This is a genomic window from Pseudooceanicola marinus (assembly GCF_020177265.1).
Classification (GTDB): domain Bacteria; phylum Pseudomonadota; class Alphaproteobacteria; order Rhodobacterales; family Rhodobacteraceae; genus Pseudooceanicola; species Pseudooceanicola marinus_A.
This window is the reverse complement of record NZ_JAIVMC010000018.1, coordinates 21,790-42,316: the sequence shown is the minus strand read 5'-3', so window position 1 is coordinate 42,316 and position 20,527 is coordinate 21,790. Positions and strand designations below refer to the sequence as shown.

The following is a 20,527-nucleotide window of genomic DNA, read 5'->3' as shown; positions in this document are numbered from 1 at the left end:
CCTGAAATCTGGTTGGGCCTGAAACGGAGAGGAAAGGGGCTCAGAAGTAGCCGTCCTGTTTCTTCTTCTCCATGGAGGCCGCCTGATCGTGGTCGATGGCGCGGCCCTGACGTTCCGAGGTGGTGGTCAGCAGGGTTTCCTGGATGACCTCCGGCAGCGTCTTGGCGGTGCTCTCCACCGCCCCGGTCAGCGGGTAGCAGCCGAGCGTGCGGAAGCGGATCGAGCGCATGACGGGCTCTTCGCCGTCCTTCAGCGGGAAGCGGTCGTCATCCACCATCAGCAGCATGCCGTCGCGTTCCACCGTGGGGCGCGGCTCGGCCATGTACAGCGGCACGATGTCGATGTTTTCCAGGTGGATGTACTGCCAGATGTCCAGCTCGGTCCAGTTGGAGATCGGGAAGACCCGCATGCTCTCGCCCTTGTTCTTGCGGGCGTTGTAGAGCCGCCAGAGCTCGGGGCGCTGGTTCTTCGGATCCCAGCGGTGCGAGGAGGTGCGGAACGAGAAGACACGTTCCTTGGCCCGGGATTTCTCCTCGTCGCGGCGCGCGCCGCCGAAGGCCGCATCGAAGCCGTGCTTGTCCAGCGCCTGCTTCAGCCCCTCGGTCTTCCACATGTCGGTGTGCAGCCCGCCATGGTCGAAGGGGTTGATGCCGCGCTCCTTGGCCTCGGGGTTCTGGTAGACGATCAGCTCCATCCCCGCCTCGGCGGCGGCCCGGTCGCGCAGCTTGTACATGTCCTGGAACTTCCAGGTGGTGTCCACGTGCATCAGCGGGAAGGGCGGCGGCGAGGGGTAGAAGGCCTTCTTGGCCAGGTGCAGCATCACCGCGCTGTCCTTGCCCACGGAGTAGAGCATCACCGGGTTTTCGGCTTCGGCGGCGACCTCGCGCAGGATGTGGATGCTTTCCGCTTCCAGGCGCTGGAGGTGGGTCAGGGTCTTGCTGGTCATGGCCATCCTGTCTGGTCGTCTCTGTCAGATCACGTCTTGTCCCAGAGCTAGGCGGGGGATTAGATAGCGGCACCCCCCAAATGGGAGGTGGTCGGACAAACCGGCGAAATCAGGGAGGACCTCCGCGATTTCCCGCCGGAATGGGCGGATTTTCCCGGTTTTCCGCCCAAGGCACAGGCAGACGACCCAGCGGACAGGGTCAGACCGGAACAGGAGCAGGACAGGCGGATGGCCAGCGAGACGGAGATCCTGCAGAGCCTCATCGCGGCCGCCAGCGCCCCGCCGGGCGCGCCGGGCTGGGCGGAGCTCTTGCGCCTGCTGGCCGAAACCACCCGCGCCGGAACCGTCGCCCTGCGCCTTGAACAGGCCGGGCGTCCGGTGGCCGCCTGGCATCACGGGGCGCCGCCGCCCGCGCTGGAGGAAACCGACAAGATGCGCCTGGGCCGGGTCTATGCCCAGGGAGACCTGCCGGGCCTGATGACCCGCCGCGCGCCGCTGCGGGCGCTGCGCGCCCCCGCCGGCCCCGGGGGCACCGCGCTGCTGTGGCTCGCCCGCCCCGAGGGGGCGGAGGATTTCCGCGCCATCGACGGGGTCCAGCTGTCCACGCTCGCCCCCTACCTCGGCCCCGCCCTGACCGGCTGGCAGGCGGCCGAGGCCGCCCGCGCCCGCGCCGCGCAGGAGCAGGCCCTGGCGCGCGCCCTGGGCGCCGCCTGGATCCTCTTTTCCGCCGGGGGGCAGATCCTCGACCGGGCGCCGGGGCTGGAGGATCTGCTGACGGGCACCGGGATCCGGTTGGGCAGCGACGGGCGGCTGCACCTGCCCGAGGAGGCCACCGCCCAGGCCCTGCGCGCGGCCCTGGCGCGCACGGGGCCGGACGCCCCCCCTGCCCTGCTGGTCCTGAGCGACGCGCCCCGGCTGGAGATGCGGATCACCGCCCCCTCCGACGGCCCCCGCCTGGCCCGGCTGCGCCGTAGCCCCCGGGCCGCGGCCCTGCCGGTGGAGGTGGTGGCGCGCCATTTCGCCCTGGCGCCCGCCGAGGCCCGGCTGGCGCAGCTGATCTGCGATGGCCGCACGCTGGCCGAGGCGGCCGCCGATCTGGGCTGGACCCTGGAAAGCACCCGCAGCGCCTCGAAGCAGGTCTTCGCCCGCATGGGCGTACGCGGCCAGGCCGGGGTGATCCGGCGGATGCAGGCGGGCGCCCTGTGGCTGGCCGCCCCGGACACAGACGAGGCCGGGCCGGACAGCGAGGTCTGACCCCCTGCCCTGCCCGGCCCCGATCCGGTGTCGAAGGTGTGGGCCTCAGCCCGCCGTTCTCAACCCGCCTTCATCAGTTCATCAATGGCCTTCAGCCGGCTCAGAACGCCCTTCATCTCCGCCAGCGGCACCATGTTGGGCCCGTCGGAGGGCGAGTTGTCCGGGTCTTCATGGGTCTCCATGAAGAGGGCGGCGGTGCCGACGGCCACGGCGGCGCGCGCCAGCGGCGGCACGAACTCGCGCTGCCCGCCCGTGGAGGCGCCAAGCCCGCCGGGCAGCTGCACCGAATGGGTGGCGTCGAAGACCACCGGGAAGCCCGTCTCGGCCATGATCGGCAGCGAGCGGAAATCGCTGACCAGCATGTTGTAGCCAAAGCTGGTGCCGCGATCGCAGAGCATGATCTTCTCGTTGCCGGTGGAGACCACCTTGTCGGCGACGTTCTTCATGTCCCAGGGCGCCAGGAACTGGCCCTTCTTGATGTTGAGCGCCTTTCCGGTCTCCCCGGCGGCCAGCAGCAGGTCGGTCTGACGGCAGAGGAAGGCCGGGATCTGCAGGATGTCGACCACTTCCGCCGCGCGCTGCACCTGGGGCACGTCATGGACGTCCGTGACGACCGGACAGCCGAATTCCTCGCGGATCGCATTCAGGATCTCCAGCCCCTTCTCGATCCCCAGACCGCGCACCCCAGACAGGGACGAGCGGTTGGCCTTGTCGTAGCTGGCCTTGAAGACGAAGGGGATGCCCAGATCGGCGCAGGTCTCGGCCAGGGAGCCCGCCAGCATGCGCGCATGCTCCAGGCTTTCCAGCTGGCAGGGACCGGCCAGCAGGGTGAAGGGGCGGTCGTTGGCGACGCTCAGGTCGCGGATCTCGACAGTCTTGGGGCTCATGCGTTCAGGACCTTCTCGATGCGGGCGATATCCTCGGGGTTATTCAGCTCCCAGAAGAGGCGGCCCTTGGCGTCGACCTCGACGCATTTCAGTTTCGCGCCGTTCTCCAGGAAGCGCAGCTGTTCCAGCCCTTCCAGCTTTTCCAGCGGCCCTTCGGCCCATTGGCCATAGGCGGTCAGGGCGCGCGGGCGGTAGGCATAGACGCCGACGTGGTGGAAGACCGGCACGGCGCCGGGATCAAAGGACTTGCCGCCCGTGTAGGGGATCACTTCCTTGGAGAAGTAGAGCGCGTTCTGGCCTGCGTCGAAGACCGCCGTCGTGCCCCCCACCCGGTCGTTCTTTCGGTCTTCCAGGAACATCGACAGCGTTTCCGGATCGCAGCGCAGGACGGGGGTGGCCGCATCCAGCGTCTCGTCCCGGCGCATGGCGGCAATGAGATCGCTGAGGAACCAGTGCGGGGTCAGCGGCGCGTCGCCCTGCAGGTTCACCACCAGTTCCGGCGACAGCCCGCCCCGCGCCAGGGCATCGGCGCAGCGTTCGGTGCCGTTGCGGCAGTCCTCGCCGGTCATGATGACCTCGGCCCCGAAGCCGCGGGCGGCCTCGGCGATACGCGCGTCATCGGTGGCCACGAAGACCGCATCGGCCTCGGGCACCGCCATGGCCGCCTCCCAGCTTCGCTGGATCAGCGACTTGGCCCCGTCGGGGCCGGTCAGCACCGCCAGCGGCTTGCCCGGATAGCGGGTCGAGGCATAGCGGGCGGGGATCAGGATGACGGTGTCCATGGGAGCCTCCTCAGGCGACAGGGTCAGGCTGCGGGATCAGGCCACAGGTTACGCCACACCGGCGCGCAGGCAGTCGTGCAGACGGATCAGCCCCAGGGGCCGGCCCGCCTCATCGACGACGAAGAGCGCGGTGATCTTCTTTTCGTTCATCACCTGCACCGCTTCCGAGGCCAGGGCATCCGGGGCGATGACCTTGGGCCCGGCGGTGGCGACTTCCCCCACACTGGCGTCGAACAGCCGATCGAGGTGACGGCGCAGGTCGCCGTCGGTGATGATGCCGGTGAGCTGGCTGCCGGGCGTGCCGTCCTCGGTCACCCCCAGAACACCGAAGCCCTTGCCGGACATGGACACCAGCCCCTCGCGCATCGGCAGCTCTGCGGTCACCAGCGGCAGCTCGGCGGCGGGCACCATCACCGCCTCGACGCGCAGCAGCTGCGCGCCCAGCTTGCCGCCGGGGTGGAAGACGCGGAAATCATCGCGGCCAAAGCCCCGCCCCATCATCAGCGCCACGGCCAGCGCATCGCCAAGCGCCAGGGTCGCGGTGGTCGAGGTGGTCGGCGCCATGCCCATGGGGCAGGCCTCGTCGGCGTCAGGCAGCAGAAGCACCACGTCGGCCTCGCGCGCCAGGGTGCTTTGCGCACGGCGGGTGATGGCAATCAGCGGGATGGAGAAGCGCCGGGCATAGGTCAGCAGGTCGGCCAGCTCCGTGGTCTCGCCCGAGTTCGACAGCACCAGGCAGGCGTCTCCGGCGGTGATCATGCCCAGATCGCCATGGCTGGCCTCGGTCGGGTGGACGAACTGCGCCGGCGTGCCGGTGGAGGCGAAGGTGGCGGCGATCTTGCGCCCCACGTGGCCCGACTTGCCGACGCCGGCGACCACCACGCGGCCGGTGACGGCGCGCAGGATGTCGATCGCCTCGCGGTGCGGGGCGCCCAGGGCGCCGGCCATCTGCGTCAGCGCCCCGGCCTCCACCGACAGCACCCGTGCCATCTCGTCCAGCACGTCGTTCTTCAGGTCGGATGCGGTCATGATCTGGGCTCCTTCATTGGCCGTCGGCATAGCCCCGAAGGCCGGCAGAGGGCAAGAGACACCGCCCGTCCCCGGGCAGCAAGCTGCATTTGCCCCTCCACAGGGGCGGCGCGTCCGGACCCGTTGGACTGCGCCCGTTCCCTCCTCAATCTCTCCCCCGGAGAGATTGCCGGGCTCCGCCCGGACCGGAGGGAACTGTTTCGCGCGCGAAACACGGGGGGCGACCAGCCCCGCCTGCGTCTTTTTCACGCCATTTCGACCTGATCCGCCCTCGTACCGCTTGGACTCCCCTCGCCCCCCGGGCATAGAGCGCGGAACCGCCGGGCCCTGCCCGGCCCGCAGCAGCAAGAGGACGCGTCATGAATATCCTCGGGCGGATCGCCGCCATCATCTGCGCGATCAACACCGTGGTCGGGACGATCCTGTCCTGGCTGTCGGTGGGCATCGTGCTCGTCTGCTTCACCGTGGTGGTGCAGCGCTATGTCTTCGCCGTCAGCCATGTCTGGATGCAGGATCTCTACATCTGGCTGAACGGCGCCATGTTCACCGGGGTCGCCGGTTTCGCGCTGCTGCGCGACAACCACGTGCGCGTCGACATCTTCTACCGCCCGGCCGCGCCGAAGAAGAAGGCGGTGATCGACCTGGTGGGCGTGGTGCTCTTCCTGCTGCCCTCCATGTACGTGGTCTGGATCTACGCCCTGCCCTTCGTGCAGCGCTCCTGGCGCTACGGCGAAGGCTCGGCCAACGTCGGCGGCATGCCCGGCCTCTTCGTGCTGAAGACCTTTATCCTGGCCTTCGCGGTGCTGATCGCGCTGCAGGGCATCGCGATGATCCTGCGCTCGATCCTGATGCTGGCAGGGCGCGAAGACCTGGTGCCCGCCCGCCTGCGCTATGGCCGCGGCGAAGATCCCACCCATCCCACGGAGGCCGTCTGATGGATCCCGTCCTGATCGGAGAAACGCTCTCGGGCCTGATGTTCCTCGGGATCATCGGCTTCCTCCTGCTGGGCTTCCCGGTGGCCTTCACCCTGGCCGGCACCTCGCTGCTCTTCGCCGCCCTCGGCATGTATTTCGGCGTGTTCGATCCGTCGAACTTCGGCTCACTGGCCAACCGCTACATCGGCTACATGACCAACGAGGTGCTGGTGGCGGTGCCGCTCTTCGTCTTCATGGGGGTGATGCTGGAACGCTCGCAGATCGCCGAACAGCTCCTGCTGACCATGGGCAAGCTGTTTGGCAACATGCGCGGCGGGCTGGCGATCTCGGTGGTGATCGTGGGCGCCATGCTGGCGGCCTCGACCGGCGTCGTGGGGGCCACGGTGGTCACCATGGGGCTGATCTCGCTGCCCGCGATGATGCGCGCGGGCTACAAGCCGACGCTGGCCACCGGGGTGATCTGCGCCTCCGGGACGCTCGGCCAGATCATCCCGCCATCCACGGTGCTGATCTTCATGGGCGACATGCTCTCGGGCATCAACGCCCAGGTGCAGATGGCCAAGGGCAACTTCGCCCCCACCCCGGTTTCCGTGGGCGACCTCTTCGCGGGCGCCATGCTGCCCGGCGTGATGCTGGTCGCGCTCTACATCGGCTGGGTGATCTTCAAGGCGGTAACCGACCCCGAAAGCTGCCCCGCGACTCCCGTGCCGGCCTCCGAAAAGGCCCAGCTGAAGCGCGAGATCTTCACCGCGCTGCTGCCGCCGCTCCTGCTGATCCTGGCGGTTCTGGGCTCGATCCTCGGCGGTATCGCCACGCCCACGGAGGCGGCCTCGGTGGGGGCCGTCGGCGCCACCCTGCTGGCCGCCTTCCGCTGGAAGCTCTCCGCGAAGATCCTGCATGAAACGGCCGTCCAGACCGCCACCATCACCAGCATGGTCTTCATCATCCTCTTCGGCGCCGCGGTCTTCTCGGTGGTCTTCCGGATGATGGGCGGCGACGCCCTGGTGCATGAGTTCCTGACCGGCCTGCCCGGCGGCCCGCTGATGGCGGTGGCGGTGGTCATGGCGATCATGTTCGTGCTGGGCTTCATCCTCGACACCTTCGAGATCATCTTCATCGTGATCCCGATCACCGCGCCGATCCTGCTGGGCATGGATATCAGCCCGGTCTGGCTGGGCGTCATGGTGGGGGTGAACCTGCAGACCTCCTTCCTGACGCCGCCCTTCGGCTTCGCGCTCTTCTACCTGCGCGGCGTGGCCCCCGACAGCGTGCCGACCTCGGCCATCTACCGCGGCATCCTGCCCTTCGTGATGCTGCAGATCCTGGCCATCGCGCTGCTGTTTGCCTTCCCCGGCGTGGTCACCTGGCTGCCCTCGGTGATCGCGGGCTGAGGGAGGCGAGGCTCTGCCGCCCCTCGCCGGAGGGGACAATGGGACGGGAAAGGGGGCTCTGCCCCCGCCCGCCTGCGGCGGTCTCCCCCGGAGTATTTATGGCTGTCGGATAAGGTGGGGCGCGGCGTCCTGTTCATCCGACAGCTGAAAATACTCCCGCCGGAGGCTTCGGCCGCAGGCCGAAACAAAAAAGGCCCGGACATTGTCCGGGCCTTTTGATTTTCAAAGAGAAAAATCAGAGCGAGAAGTACTGGTTCCGCGCCTGCAGGTAGCTCATCTCGTTGCCTTCGGAACGGGTGCGCATCAGGTTCAGCGAGCTGATGAAATGCTCGGTGACCTTCTTGGTCATCTCGTCGCCGGTATCACGCAGCTCGGCGATCACCTCCATCGCGGCCTGGGCGCCGGCCTCGACGATCTCGTCGGGGAAGGCCCGGACCTGCACGTCGTGGTCGTTGACCAAGGTCTGCAGCGCACGCGGGTCGTTGGCCATGAAGTCCGAGGTGACGGTGTCGTATTCGGACTGGCAGACCGCGCGGACGATCTCCTGCAGGTCGGCGGGCAGTTCCTGGAACTTGGCCTTGTCGACCACCAGCTCCGTCGCCAGGCCCGGCTCGGTGAACGACGGCGTGTAGTAGTTCTTCGCCACCTGGTAGAAGCCGAGCGCGAGGTCGTTGTAGGGGCCGACAAACTCGGCCGCGTCCAGCGCCCCCGATTGCAGCGCCTGGAAGATCTCGCCCGCGGCCATGTTGGTCACGGTGGCGCCCATCTTCTCCCACACGCGGCCACCGAGGCCGGGGGTGCGGAAGCGCAGGCCCTGCAGGCTGTCCAGACCGGTCAGCTCGTCGCGGAACCAGCCGCCCGCCTGCACGCCGGTGTTGCCCGACAGGAAGGCCTGGACGCCGAACTGGTCATAGACCTCGTCCCAGAGCTCCTGCCCGCCCATGTGCACGACCCAGGCCGACAGCTCCTGCGAGGTCATGCCGTAGGGCACGCCGGTGAAGAAGTTCAGCGCGGTGGACTTGTTCTGCCAGTAGTAGGCGGCGCCATGGCTCATTTCGGCGGTGCCGTCGATCACGGCATCCAGCGACTGCAGCGGCGGCACCATCTCGCCGGCGGCATAGACCTGCACGGTCAGGCGCCCGCCGGAGGCGGCGGTGATGCGGTCGGCCAGGCGCTGTGCGCCGACACCGAGGCCGGGGAAGTTTTTCGGCCAGGTGGTGACCATGCGCCAGGTGATGCGGTCCTGGGCGACGGCAGGGGTTGCCAGGGCGGCAGCGCCGGCGCCGGCACCGGCCAGGGCGCCACGGCGGATGAAAGAACGACGGTCCATGTTTCCTCCCACGGGGGTCTGAAGGTCTGTGCTACGGGCACATAGGGTCCCGGCCCGAGCGGGCGCATCAATACAGGTCGGGCAGGGACTGTCCAGAGGACCGGCCCGCCCCGAGGCGCAAAGAGACCCCGGGCGTCTGCCTCTTCCCGCATCAGCGCGAGGGCGGGGTTTCGCGCCAGGCGGGGCCGCTGGCACCCTTTGCTTTCCAACCCGACACCCGGTGACTACTCTCGCCCCAGACCGCCAGTTCTTTCCCCCGGAATGATCCTGTTTTCGGCGTTTGATGAGCATAGTCCCGAGAGGGAAAGGAATTGCATGGCCCTCAAGAACCCCAATGCCTTCGCGATCAAGCAGAAGCTCTATCGCCTCATCCACGGCAGCCCCCTGCAGTCCGGCTTTGCCCGCCTCTACCGCAGCGGCAGCCCCTTCAAGCCCGAGGTGCTGCGCAGCCGGGCGATCTTCATCCACATCCCCAAGGCCTCCGGCTCCAGCGTCAAGACCGAGCTCTACGGTCAGCCGAAATACGGCCACCGCGCCCTGCTGGAATTCGATGTCTACGATCCGGTGCAAACGCGGGACTTCTTCAAGTTCACCTTCGTGCGCAATCCCTGGGATCGCTTCCTGTCCGCCTTTTCCTACCTGCACCAGGGCAAGGGCACCTCGCGCCCCGATGAGGCCTTCGCGGATCTCTACCTACGGGACCTGAAGGATTTCACCGCCTTCGTGGACAAGATGAGCGAGGACGGAAAATACCGGCGGAAGGTGATGTCATACGTGCATTTCGTCCCCCAGGCAGACTGGATCTGCCTGCCCGGGGAGGCCCGGCCGGCAATGGACTTCATCGGCCGGACCGAGCACTTCGCCGACGACATGGCGCGGGTGCGCGAGGCCCTCGGCCTGCCGGCGCAAACCGCCGATATCTCCCATGTAAGGGCTTCCCGGCACCTGCCGTACAGCGAGGCCTATACCCCCGACGCCCGGGACTTCGTGGCCACGCTCTATCGCCGCGACATCGACATGCTCGGCTACGACTTCTGAGACGTCGCTGGCCTAGCCGCGGTCCAGCCAGGCCAGAAGCGCGGCATGGGTGCGTGCATCGAGACCTGTCAGGACCGCGCGCCCCTTGGCGCTGTCGTAGCGGATCGCGACGCCCCCCCGCCTGTCGGTCTGCACCTCCCCCTCCGCCGGGGCCCGGCGCCCCGGGTCCGAGGGCCCCGGGGCCTGGGCCAGCAGGGCCTGTTCCTCCTGCGGGTTGGCGGGACCGGCCTCGGCCAGCCGGCCGCGCAACCGATCCTCCAGCCCCGGCTCCTCCTCCAGCCGCCTGGCCAGATCCAGGCCCAAGCGTTCCCCGATCTGGGTGGGGAAGCTCAACGCGCCATCCAGCGCCTCGACCAGGCGAGTGAAGCTCTTGATCTTCGAACGTTTCGCGCGCGAAACATTTGCGAAAAGCGTGTTCAGCGCGGTCTTCAGATCGGGATAAACCCCCTGTTCGACCGATTTCACCGCGATCCGGGCGCGTTCGTAATAGCTGAGACCGACGCGGATCTCGTTTTCCTCGACCATGGCCACATAGGCCTCCGAGGCGGTCTTCGGCGCGCGGATCAGGGCCAGCACCTGGCCGAACGTCGGATCCTCCGCCTGCAGCTGCGTCAGCGCCGACAGGCGCCGCCAGCCGGAGATCAGGCCATAGCGCGGCCGCGCGCCCGGACCGTGGTCCACCACCTCGATCGGGGTCTGCTGGCCCCGGGCGCGCAGGCTCTCGACCAGGGCCGTCAGATCCTCGTCCGCCCCGGCGGCCATGCGGTCGCGCACCAGGTGACCGGGGTCGATCGCCGACAGGGGCAGGGATTGCACCAGCCGCCCCTCGTCGCGGGCACGGGTCATTTCCGCCGAGAGTTCCTCCAGCGCAGCCTGGGCCGCGCTTTCGCCCGAGACCCGGGCAATCGGCGGCTGGCGTGTGCGCACCGGGGCGACGCCCAGGGGAATGCTCTTGGTTTCCGGGGCGGCCTCGGGGACCTCGGGCTCGGCGGCCAGGCCGGTCTGCGGCAGCGGCTTGCCCTCGGGAGTGCCCAGGAACTCGGGGTTGGCGGGGGTCAGACGTTTACGCTTGGCCATGGACGGGCTCCTTTCGGGCTGGGATCCCCGCAGGCTGGGCGGCAGGGGTTAAGGGGGCGTGGGGGCTACGGGCGCCATGTGTTTCGCGCGCGAAACGTTGCGCCCCGCTGGGACGGGGCAGATCAGAGGGCCCGGGAAAATCAGAGGGAAGGGGGCTCTGCCCCCGCCCGCCTGCGGCGGTCCCCCCCGGAGTATTTCCGGCCTGCGTATGGGAAAAGGACAGTCCTGCTTTCATACGCAGGCCACAAATACTCCCGCCGGAGGCTTCGGCCGCAGGCCGAAAGTTGTTTCGCGCGCGAAACAATCCGCTCATTCCGCCGCCTCCCGCGCGGCCAGCTCGTCGCGGCGCCAGGTGGCCAGCAACAGGCGTTTGAAGCCGGCGTAGGTCTCGTCGAAGGTGGCCCGGCCGCGCACGTAGGTCTCGCGGTTGAAGTCGCGGTAATCGGCCTCGTAGATGCCATTCACCTGTTCCCCCGCCTGGCCGATCAGCGCGGTGTAATCCTGCCGTTCGGGGGACAGGACCGGGCCGAGGTAGGCCTGCATCAGCGAGGCCAGCTCGCCCTGCTGCGCCCCGTCGTAGCGGGTGATGACCGCACGCACCGCGTCCCATTCAAAGGACAGCCCCTCGCGGCCCAGGGCGCGGGCGGCCATGTTCTCCCCCTCCTCGATCGAGGCGAAGGTGGAATGCAGCATGTCGAAGAAACGCCCCGTTGAATCGAACTCCAGGAAGGATGCGCCGAGAGGCACCAGCAGGATGTCGGCGGCGGCCAGCCCGTTGATCGTCAGGTAGCCGAGGGCCGGGGGGGTATCGAGGAAGATCACGTCATACTCGTCCAGCACCCCGTCGGCCTCCAGGCTTTCGGTCAGCGCATCCCAAAGTTTCCACCCGCGCGCCTGCATGCGCCAGACAGGGATCTGGAACTCGGACCAGTAGAGGTTCAGCTGCGCCCCGATCAGGTCGATGTTGGGCCAGTGGGTCTTCTGGACGAGATCGCCGGCCTTGATCTCCAGCGCCTCGGACAGCGTGTCGTCGAGGGGCAGGGGGGCCTCACCCCGATCCATCCGCGCCTGGTTCTGCGCCCGCAGGTGGCGGGCGTAGTGGCGCCCCAGAAGCGGGAAGACGGTCTGCCATTCGTCTTCGACGCGGCCGCCGAAAATCGAGGTCATCGACCCCTGGCTGTCCAGGTCCACCACCAGCACCTTGTAGCCGTCGAGCGCCGCCGACATGGCCAGATGCGCGGCGGTGGAGGTCTTGCCCACGCCGCCCTTGAAGTTGGCCACGGCGACCATCTTCGCCGGCAGGCCCTCGGGGCGGTAGGGGAGGTATTCCTTGGTCTTCGATCCTTCGGCGGCGAAATGGGCGCGCAGGCGCAGTACCTCGTCGAGGGTGAACCATTTCGCCCCGCCCTCGGTCTCGGACCGGCCCTGGGGCAGATCCGGGTTGGCGCGCAGCACCCGGCGGAAATGCGGGGTGGCCACGGGGATCAGGTAGCGGGTAATCTCCCAGGTGGAGAAGAGGCGCAGGGATTTCTTCCCCTCCTCGTCCATGCCGCGCGAGGCCAGATCGCCCCGTCCCCGGGCGCAGGCCTCGGCCACCTCGGCGAAGCGGGCGGTGGAAAAGGGCGCCTCCAGATCCCGCAGGGCGCGGTCGGGGTCGATATTGAAATAGGGGGGCTGCTCGCTCATCGCTCACCTCATGTGCCGCGTTTTTTCAAAGATACCATGAAAGGGGGCATATGTAACCCGGATCGGCATCTGATTCCCTTTTTCTTTGAAAAGGTGGGACTTTTCTGGGGGGAAAACGGGCAGGATCGGAGCGGTGGTGATTTTCTGTCTCTGTTAGATATGTGTTATTTATAGTGTTACGGAGTCTGGGGATTTCTCCTAAGACATTGAGAAAAAAAAGAGATCCCGGCAGCTGAAAGCCTTGCCTGACTCTGAACCCCCGATAGGGCGACTCTGAACCCCCGTTGAAGCGACTCCGAACCCCCGAAGAGAAGGCTGGACCCGGGCGGGGCACACTCTTAGGGTGAGCGTCAATGAAACCACGAAAAGGCCGGCCCCGGCCAAGGCGACAGGCTGCGTCGCAAAGCAGGGGATCGGACCGGGTTCACGAGCAGGGCGTCGGGCCGCAAGGTCGGGACGCAGAGGCGAAACCGGCCGGAGCGATCCGCGCCGCAGGAACGGGCAGCCATGGCCGGAACATCCCTAACAGCGGGGCAGGGCGCCCTTTTGCCCGACCGCCATCCCCAGGTGGATTTCTTCGTCTGCGACATCTTCGATGCGCTGCCGAAGGACGACATCGCGACGATGGAACACCCCGTCTTCACCCTGTCGACCCGCCCCGACCGGCGCATCCTGAGCTATGAGCATCGCGGCACCACCGTCGAGGTCACCCCCTCGATGAAGGGGCTGGCGACGATCCACGACAAGGACATCCTGATCTTCTGCATCAGCCAGCTGATGGCGGCGATCAACGCGGGCCGGGCGGTCAGCCGCACCCTGACCCTGCGCGCCCATGACCTGCTGGTGGCCACCAATCGCGAGACCTCCGGCGATGCCTACCGCCGCCTGAAGGAGGCCTTCGAGCGGCTCGCGGGCACCCGGATCACCACCAATATCACCACCGGCGACACCGAGGTGACCAGCGGCTTCGGTCTGATTGAATCCTGGGAGATCGTGAAGCGCAGCCGGGGCGGGCGGATGGTCTCGGTCACCGTGACCCTGTCGGACTGGCTGTTCCGCGCGGTGCTGTCGAAATCTGTGCTGACGCTTTCCCGCGATTACTTCCGCCTCCGGAAACCGCTGGAGCGGCGGATCTACGAGCTGGCCCGCAAGCATTGCGGCAAGCAGCCCGAATGGCGGGTTTCGGTCGAGGTGCTGCTGAAGAAATCGGGCTCGGCCTCCCCCCGCCGGGTGTTCCGCAAGATGATCCGCGACATGATCGAGCAGGGGCATCTGCCTGACTACGAGATGGTCGAGGAAGAGGGCGACATCATCCGGTTCACCCGCCGCGCCCAGGTGGTGGAGGAAGGTCCCGCCGCGCCGCCGCTCAGCCCCGAGGCGCTGGAACGGGCCCGCGACATCATGCCCGGCGCGGACGTCTACGCGCTGGAGGCCGAATGGCGCGCCTTCTGGGCCAGCTCGGGCCGCCCGCGCCTGCGTTCGGCCGACCGGGCCTTCCTGGGCTTCGTCGGCAAGCGGCTGGCCGCGAGATAGCCCGGACCGGCCGAGCCCCGGGAAGGGGCGGGCAGGGCCGTGCCTGGCCTAGGGCTTGGGCGCCAAGCCGGGCAGGACAATCCGGGACAGCACACGTGAGCCGACATAGTCGGCGCCGGTCCTGCTCAGGTGATCGTCGTCCCGGTAGAGGGGGCGGCCGTCCAGGATGATCTTGCAATGGGTCTCGCAGAGAACCTCCCGCGGGGAGATCAGCTGGGTCTCGTAGGTCTGCGCGGTGGTCTCCAGGATCTGGTCGGCCCGGGCATTGCGCAGGGCGACCTCTTCCGCGCTCGGCCGCATCGGCTCGGGGATCTCGCTGCCATATCTCAGAAACAGGCCTGGGACGCCGAAGCCGACCTCGGGGGTTCCCTTCAGGAGCACGACGTCGATCCCGCGGGCCTGAAGCTCCTGCACGAGCTTTTCCAGGCCCAGGGCCACGAGACGGGCATTGTCGGCCATGCCGCGTACCGGCTGTTCGTATTCGGCGAGCGTGAACGAGGAACCTTCTTCATGGTCCGACCGTGTGCCTTCCGTGTAGATGGCCCAACGTGCATAGAGGATCGCCGTACGGATCGACGGGGTCTGCGCAATGGCCTCCAGGGCGGCCTCGGGATAGTCCCGGCAACTCCGGCTGGCTTCGATATTCGTGCGATACACCTCCAGCAGCGGGGGGCAACCCTGCCGGGTGTAGACCACGCCCCCGGCAGCATTCTCTTCCAGCCAGAGGTGGAAGCTGGGCATCATTGCGGCGGCATGTGAATCCCCCAGGATCAGGACCGATGGCGTGGCCTGGGCCTGGGGCGCACCGATGAAGCAGGGCTCGTCTGTCGCGTGGTTCAGGCATTTGATGTCCAGCCCGTCCCGCTGGATGCTTTCATTGTAGATCGCCAGGCGGTCCGGGGGAAACTGGGACAGGTTGCCGTCGTTCTTGGCGATGACGACGCCGCAGAGGCCGAGCACGACCATGCCCAGCCCCGACAGGGAGAAGATATGGGCCTGGGACAGCGCGCCCCGGCCAGAGGTCTTGCGGAAGGGACGTTCGATGTAGCGCCAGCTGATCCATGCCATGAGGACCGACAGCATGACGCAGAAGAGCGCGGTGAGAATGGGCAGCTCCGTACCCTGCAGGGAAACCGTGCGGGCAACGATCAGGATGGGCCAGTGCCAGAGGTAGAGAGAATAGGAAATCAGGCCGATCCAGACCATGGGGCGGAGAGACAGGCCGCGGCTGACGACCGTCGTCCTGTTCAGGCCCGCGTAGATGACGAGGCTCGCGCCGGCGACCGGCGGCAGCGCGGCCAGCCCGGGGAAGGGGGTTTCGGAGGTGATCAGGACGATGCTGGCGGCGATGAGCACGACCCCGGTCAGTGCGGCGATCTCGGCAAAGACCTGGCTGCGGGGCAGGCGAAAGGCGCCCAGGCCGAGAAGGGCGCCCGCGCCCAGCTCCCAGGCCCGGGACGGGACCAGGTAGAAGTTGGCCGTTGGTGCGGCCTGCGTCAGCCAGAGTGACAGGCCGAAGGACAGCAGGGAGATCAGCGTGACGATCACGATCCACAGGCTGCGCTGCAGGCGGGAGAGCGCCAGCAACAGAAGCGGGAACACCAGGTAGAACTGCTCTTCGACCGCCAGTGACCAGGTGTGGAGAAGGGGCTCCAGTTCGACATTGGTCCCGAAGTAGTCCCCGGCACCCTGCCAGAACCAGATGTTCGAACTGAACACCAGTGTTGCGACGATCGATTTGCCCAGGGCATCGAAGCGTTCCGGGGTGAACAGGAAATAGCCTCCGATCAGGCAGGCGATGAGAATGGTGAAAAGCGCGGGCAGGATGCGCCGGGCCCTGCGTTCGTAGAAGCGCAGGATGGAGAAACGCCCTTCCGAGATTTCCCGCGCCAGGATCTTGGTGATCAGGAAACCGGAGATGACAAAGAAGATATCGACACCGACGAAGCCGCCCGGAAACCCGGGAAGGTGGGCGTGATTGAAAACGACTGGCAAGACAGCAAGCGTGCGAAGGCCGTCGATATCCGTTCTGTAATCTATCTTTGACATTGCATCATTTTCTCAATGAAAAGAGGTTTTTGAGGGATAATCAGGGGGATATTCCGCGACGCGCGGGGGGTAGGCAAGGCTGGAAAGGGGGAGAGAGGCGCAAATCGGGTCCTGGTCGGTGGTCTGCCGAAAGGAGACAGGTCTGACGGGGCGCCTGCCCGGCTCCGGGTGTGCCGCCGACGGGCGCGGACAGGCAGGCTAGTCCGTATGGGACCAAGAAAGCCTTGGGGAGGGTCCGATTTGCAAGGAGTCCGGGTCCCGAGGGCGCAACAGGTCCGATCTGCGCACAGTTTTCAGGCGATCCCGAGAGGCAATCTTCCCGCATGAGGGAAAATGCGCGATCTCACCCGCAAGGATATAGTTTCGACAAAGTGGGCATGTAGCATGCCAGGTGTCAGCGAAAGGAAGGCTCATTGATCCATGGTGGCCCCTTGCGAAACCCGTCTGCCCCGCGCCCTGCTCCCCCAAGGGGGAGAGGCTGGACGGGATCGGGACAGAGCGCTTTCCACAGGCAGGGCCTCCGGAGGCGCAGCGCTCCGCTTGCGGTGCGACCCCGAATCGAATGAGGGTACCTTGGACGTGACCTTATTTTAGGTGTCTGAAATAACTAATAAAATTTAAAATGAAAGAAATAGATCCTCCCATGACGAACCGTGTCTATGTCGTCGATCTGGATGGAACGCTTCTCCGCTCGGATATGTTGTTCGAAACCTTCTGGAACGTCGCGGCGCAACACCCGCGCGCTCTTCCCGGGATCCTGCTGTCCAGTGGTAGCCGCGCCGAACTGAAGGAGAAGCTTACGCAGGCCTCCGACGTCGATGTCACGACCCTTCCCTACAACGAGGAGGTGATCGCGCGGATCAAGGCTGCCAGGGCCGAAGGGCAACGGACGGCGCTTGTCACCGCGTCGAACCAGGCCCTGGCGGAGCGGATCGCCGCCCATCTCGGGATCTTCGACGAGGTCCACGGGTCGACGGCCGAACACAATCTGAAGGGGGGCAACAAGGCGGCGTTCCTGCAGGAGCGTTTTGCCGAGCCCGGGTACGTCTATGCCGGGGATTCGACGGCAGATCTGGCCGTGTGGGAGGGCGCGCAGGAGATCGTGGCCGTGGAGGCCGGGCCCGGACTGCGGCGGCGCATCGACGCCCTGGGGAAGACGACGGACTACATCGGCGGCGGGCGGGGCAGCCTGAAGCCCGCGCTGACCGCCGTCAGACCGCATCAGTGGCTGAAGAACGTCCTGATCTTCCTGCCCCTGCTTGCCGCTCATGACCTGAGCCTGTCCTCTGTCAGCGTGGCACTGCTGGCCTTTATCGCCTTCAGCATGGTCGCATCGAGCGTGTACCTGACCAATGATCTGCTGGACCTCGGACCGGATCGGGCCCATGCCCGCAAGTGCAAACGGCCCTTTGCGTCCGGCGCGCTGCACCTCAAGCATGGCACCTGGATGGCCCCGGCCACGCTGGCTTTGGGGGTCCTGCTGTCGAGCTTGATCAGCGGCTCCTTCCTGCTTGTCATGATCGCCTACTACATGACGACGACAGCCTATTCCTTCAGCCTGAAGCGCAAGATGATCATCGACATCTGCGTGCTGTCCGGGCTCTACACGCTGCGCGTCATCGCCGGCGGGGTCGCCGCCGAGGTGATGCTCTCCGTCTGGTTGCTGGCCTTCTCCATGTTCCTGTTCTTCTCCCTGGCCGCGGTGAAACGGCAGGCGGAACTGACCGATGGCGCGGCCTCGGGAAAGAAGAAGGCGAGCGGCCGTGGGTATCGCGTCGATGATCTGCCGATCGTGTCGATGATGTCCATTTCCGCGGGGTACACCTCCGTGCTGGTCATGGCGCTCTATCTGAGCCAGCCAAATGTCCAGGACCTCTACAGCTCCCCGTATCTGCTGTGGGGGGTGTGCCTGGTCCTGCTCTACTGGATCAGCCGGGTGGTCATGCTGACACATCGCGGGCAGATGCATGATGATCCGGTCATCTTCGCCCTGAAGGACAGGATCAGCCGAATCTGCCTGGTCCTCATCGCGGCCTGCGGCCTGGGCGCCTACGCGATATGACCAGGGTGAAGATGATATGCCTCTACGCTGCTTTCGCGGTGGTCTCCACGGCGGTGAACCTGCTCGTGCAGCGCCTCGTGCTTTTGTACTCCGCAGAGCCCTACATTTTCGTCCTGGCGCTGCTGGCGGGAACCGCTGCCGGTCTCATGACGAAGTACGTCCTCGATAAGAAATGGATTTTCTTCGATACGGAAAGCGGCATCGCGGCCCATGGGCGCAAATTCGGACTCTACACGGCCATGGGACTGGTCACGACGGCCGTCTTCTGGGGCATGGAAACCGCGTTCTGGGTCATCTGGCAGACGCAGATGATGCGTGAGGTCGGCGCCATTCTGGGCCTCAGCATCGGCTATTGCCTGAAATACTTCCTGGACCGGAAGTACGTGTTCACGGCGTCGCGTCAGGGGGTGTCATGAAACTGTCAGGTTGGGGGCGCTACTCGCCTGTGGACTGCCGGGTCCTGACGCCGAGAGCCGAGGCGGAACTGGCCGGCTACCTGCAAGGGGAAGACCCCGTGATCGCGCGCGGGAACGGCCGGGCCTACGGGGACCCCGCTCTGAACGAGGCGGCGACGATTTCAATGCGGCGCCTGGACCGGATGATCTCCTTCGATCCGGCGACCGGGGTGCTGGTCGCCCAGGCCGGGGTGCTGCTGGCCGATGTCATCTCCTCCGTCCTGCCCCAGGGCTGGTTCCCCCTGGTGACGCCGGGCACCCGGTTCGTCACCCTGGGAGGCATGGCGGCGTCGGATGTCCACGGGAAAAACCACCATGTGCATGGCTCGTTCCGCGCCAGTGTCCTGTGGCTGGATCTGGTCGAGGCGGATGGACAGACCCGCAGGGTCAGCCCGGAGGCCACGCCCGAGCTGTTTGACCAGACACTGGGGGGCATGGGCCTGACCGGCCTGATCACACGCCTGGCCATTCAGTTGACGCGGGTCGAAAGTGGCTGGATCCGGCAGGAGACGATCGCGGCGCCCAACCTCAAGGCGGCGATCAATGCCTTCGAGGACAACGCCGGGGCCACCTATTCCGTCGCCTGGATCGACTGTCTGGCGCGGGGGGCGGACCTCGGGCGCTCGCTGGTCATGCTGGGCGAACATGCCTGCCTGGAGGATCTGCCCAGGACGCGCAGGCGCCGCCCCTTTGCCACGGGGCGGAAGGCGCTGCGGAAGGTCCCCTTCTTGTTTCCGGGGTTCGTCCTAAACCGCTGGACCGTCCGTGCGTTCAACAGGCTCTACTATTGGAAGGGGCGGAAGGCGACAAGCGAGCTCGTGGACTGGGAAAGCTACTTCTATCCGCTCGACAGCATTCTTGAATGGAACCGGATCTACGGGCGGCGCGGGTTCGTCCAGTTCCAGTGTGTCTTCCCGCTTGCCCGGTCCGAGGCAGGCCTCACGCAGCTTCTGCAGCAGATATCGGAGGCGGGCGAGGGGTCTTTCCTGGCCGTCCTGAAACGGTTCGGCCCCCAAGAGAGTGCCTTTTCCTTCCCCATGGAGGGCTACACGCTGGCCTTGGATTTCCCCGCGCGGCCCAGGTCCATTGCGTTGCTCAAGAGGCTGTTTCCGATCGTGCGCGACCATGGTGGCCGCTTCTACCTGGCCAAGGATGCGCTCCTGGATGCGGAGATGTTTTTCGAAACCGACGGGCGGGCGCCCGATTTTGCAACGATGCGAACCGAGACCGGCCGGAAGGATGTCTTTTCCTCGCGGCAGTCCCGGCGCTTGGGAATTTGATGGATGACTTCGAGGGATGACGGGGCGATGAGCAAGGAAGCGGTACTGGTTCTGGGTGCGAGGTCGGACATAGGTCAGGCTGTTGCAAGGCGTTTCGCGCAGGCGGGCCATGCCGTGCAGCTGGCGGCCCGGAACACAGCCGGCCTGGCCGACATCAAGACGGATCTCGAACTGCGATACGGGGTCCAGGTGACGACCTGTGAGCTGGATGTCCTGCAGACCGGCGCGCTGGAAGCCTTCATCGACAGCCTGCCCGAGCTTCCCATCACCGTCGTCTGTGCGGTTGGAACGATGAACGACCAGGAAGACAACGAGCAGAGCCTGGAGGCCGCGACGCTGGACATGCGCTCGAATTTCGAGGCCCCGGCGCTCCTGCTGGGTCTGTTCGCCAATCGTTTTGAAGCGAGGGGACGCGGGACGATCGTCGGAATCTCCTCGGTGGCGGGGGACCGGGGGCGGGCCAGCAACTACGTCTACGGGGCGGCCAAGGCAGGGTTCTCCGCCTTCCTGTCCGGGCTGCGCAATCGCCTGGCGTCCAGCGACGTGCATGTCCTGACGGTCAAGCCCGGGTTCGTCGCGACGAAAATGACGGAGGGGCTGGATCTGCCCGAGAAGCTGACGGCCCAGCCCGAAGAACTGGGGGAGGCCATTTTCACGGCGGTGCGGAAGCGGCGCAACGTGATCTACTGCCGGCGGATCTGGTGGCTCATCATGCTCATCATCCGGAGCATTCCCGAAGGGATCTTCAAGAAGATGAGCATCTGAGCGGCGTGCCGGGATTGCGGGACAGGAC

The 20,527-nt window shown here is 66.5% G+C and carries 17 protein-coding genes; 9 read left to right on the top strand and 8 right to left on the bottom strand.

Features of this window, described 5'->3' with window-relative positions:
• Nucleotides 1-40: 40 nt before the first annotated feature.
• Nucleotides 41-946, bottom strand: a complete 906-nt coding sequence (cysD, locus tag LC066_RS20765) for a sulfate adenylyltransferase subunit CysD (protein ID WP_085890174.1) — start codon at nt 944-946, stop codon at nt 41-43.
• A 228-nt stretch (nt 947-1,174) separates the two neighbouring features.
• Here cysD and LC066_RS20760 point away from each other — a divergent pair, with 228 nt between their 5' ends.
• Complete coding sequence (locus tag LC066_RS20760; RefSeq protein WP_224903289.1) at nt 1,175-2,200, top strand: helix-turn-helix transcriptional regulator; 1,026 nt, start codon at nt 1,175-1,177, stop codon at nt 2,198-2,200.
• A gap of 59 nt (nt 2,201-2,259) precedes the next feature.
• On the opposite strand, the gene kdsA is transcribed toward LC066_RS20760, so the two are convergent.
• From kdsA to LC066_RS20745, 3 genes are read right to left on the bottom strand one after another with little or no spacing between them, the layout of a single operon-like run.
• Nucleotides 2,260-3,087 carry a 3-deoxy-8-phosphooctulonate synthase gene (kdsA, locus tag LC066_RS20755; RefSeq protein WP_224903286.1) on the bottom strand — a complete coding sequence of 276 codons (828 nt, stop codon included), beginning with the start codon at nt 3,085-3,087 and terminating at the stop codon, nt 2,260-2,262.
• A complete protein-coding gene (locus LC066_RS20750) occupies nt 3,084-3,869 on the bottom strand; it encodes a 3-deoxy-manno-octulosonate cytidylyltransferase (protein WP_224903284.1) in 786 nt (261 codons plus the stop codon). The genes kdsA and LC066_RS20750 overlap by 4 nt, the downstream gene beginning before the upstream one ends.
• 48 nt (nt 3,870-3,917) lie before the next feature.
• A complete protein-coding gene (locus LC066_RS20745) occupies nt 3,918-4,898 on the bottom strand; it encodes a KpsF/GutQ family sugar-phosphate isomerase (RefSeq protein WP_224903282.1) in 981 nt (326 codons plus the stop codon).
• Between the two features lie 359 nt (nt 4,899-5,257).
• On the opposite strand from LC066_RS20745, the gene LC066_RS20740 reads away from it, so the two are divergent.
• Nucleotides 5,258-5,833, top strand: coding sequence for a TRAP transporter small permease subunit (locus LC066_RS20740; RefSeq protein ID WP_224903280.1), 576 nt, complete (start codon nt 5,258-5,260; stop codon nt 5,831-5,833).
• Nucleotides 5,833-7,224, top strand: a complete 1,392-nt coding sequence (locus LC066_RS20735; RefSeq protein WP_224903277.1) for a TRAP transporter large permease — start codon at nt 5,833-5,835, stop codon at nt 7,222-7,224. Before LC066_RS20740 ends, LC066_RS20735 begins: the two co-directional genes overlap by 1 nt.
• A 235-nt stretch (nt 7,225-7,459) precedes the next feature.
• Here the strand turns inward: LC066_RS20735 and LC066_RS20730 are convergent, their stop codons facing one another.
• Entirely contained in the window at nt 7,460-8,554 is a 1,095-nt protein-coding gene (locus LC066_RS20730; protein ID WP_224903274.1) for a TRAP transporter substrate-binding protein, read from the bottom strand.
• Nucleotides 8,555-8,869: 315 nt separating this feature from the next.
• Here LC066_RS20730 and LC066_RS20725 point away from each other — a divergent pair, with 315 nt between their 5' ends.
• Nucleotides 8,870-9,592, top strand: a complete 723-nt coding sequence (locus LC066_RS20725) for a sulfotransferase family 2 domain-containing protein (protein ID WP_224903271.1) — start codon at nt 8,870-8,872, stop codon at nt 9,590-9,592.
• Nucleotides 9,593-9,604: 12 nt separating this feature from the next.
• On the opposite strand, the gene LC066_RS20720 is transcribed toward LC066_RS20725, so the two are convergent.
• Both LC066_RS20720 and LC066_RS20715 read right to left on the bottom strand, forming a co-directional pair.
• Nucleotides 9,605-10,669, bottom strand: a complete 1,065-nt coding sequence (locus LC066_RS20720) for a ParB/RepB/Spo0J family partition protein (protein WP_224903268.1) — start codon at nt 10,667-10,669, stop codon at nt 9,605-9,607.
• 309 nt (nt 10,670-10,978) lie between these two features.
• Nucleotides 10,979-12,355, bottom strand: coding sequence for an AAA family ATPase (locus tag LC066_RS20715; RefSeq protein ID WP_224903265.1), 1,377 nt, complete (start codon nt 12,353-12,355; stop codon nt 10,979-10,981).
• A 507-nt stretch (nt 12,356-12,862) separates the two neighbouring features.
• Between LC066_RS20715 and LC066_RS20710 the strand changes: the two genes are divergently transcribed.
• A complete protein-coding gene (locus LC066_RS20710) occupies nt 12,863-13,888 on the top strand; it encodes a replication initiator protein A (protein WP_224903262.1) in 1,026 nt (341 codons plus the stop codon).
• A gap of 48 nt (nt 13,889-13,936) precedes the next feature.
• Here LC066_RS20710 and LC066_RS20705 read toward each other — a convergent pair whose 3' ends face one another.
• Nucleotides 13,937-15,937, bottom strand: coding sequence for an acyltransferase family protein (locus LC066_RS20705; RefSeq protein ID WP_224903259.1), 2,001 nt, complete (start codon nt 15,935-15,937; stop codon nt 13,937-13,939).
• Nucleotides 15,938-16,580: 643 nt separating this feature from the next.
• On the opposite strand from LC066_RS20705, the gene LC066_RS20700 reads away from it, so the two are divergent.
• Genes LC066_RS20700 through LC066_RS20685 form a run of 4 tightly spaced genes read left to right on the top strand, consistent with a single transcriptional unit; the run spans nt 16,581 to nt 20,499 of the window.
• Nucleotides 16,581-17,999, top strand: coding sequence for a UbiA family prenyltransferase (locus LC066_RS20700; RefSeq protein WP_224903256.1), 1,419 nt, complete (start codon nt 16,581-16,583; stop codon nt 17,997-17,999).
• A gap of 11 nt (nt 18,000-18,010) precedes the next feature.
• Nucleotides 18,011-18,415, top strand: a complete 405-nt coding sequence (locus LC066_RS20695; protein ID WP_224903253.1) for a GtrA family protein — start codon at nt 18,011-18,013, stop codon at nt 18,413-18,415.
• On the top strand, nt 18,412-19,734 hold the full coding sequence (locus LC066_RS20690) for an FAD-binding oxidoreductase (protein WP_224903250.1): 1,323 nt from the start codon (nt 18,412-18,414) through the stop codon (nt 19,732-19,734). The genes LC066_RS20695 and LC066_RS20690 overlap by 4 nt, the downstream gene beginning before the upstream one ends.
• Nucleotides 19,735-19,761: 27 nt before the next feature.
• The gene (locus LC066_RS20685) at nt 19,762-20,499 is read left to right on the top strand and encodes an SDR family oxidoreductase (RefSeq protein ID WP_224903247.1); all 738 of its coding nucleotides are present in this window, start codon (nt 19,762-19,764) and stop codon (nt 20,497-20,499) included.
• Nucleotides 20,500-20,527 lie beyond the last annotated feature (28 nt).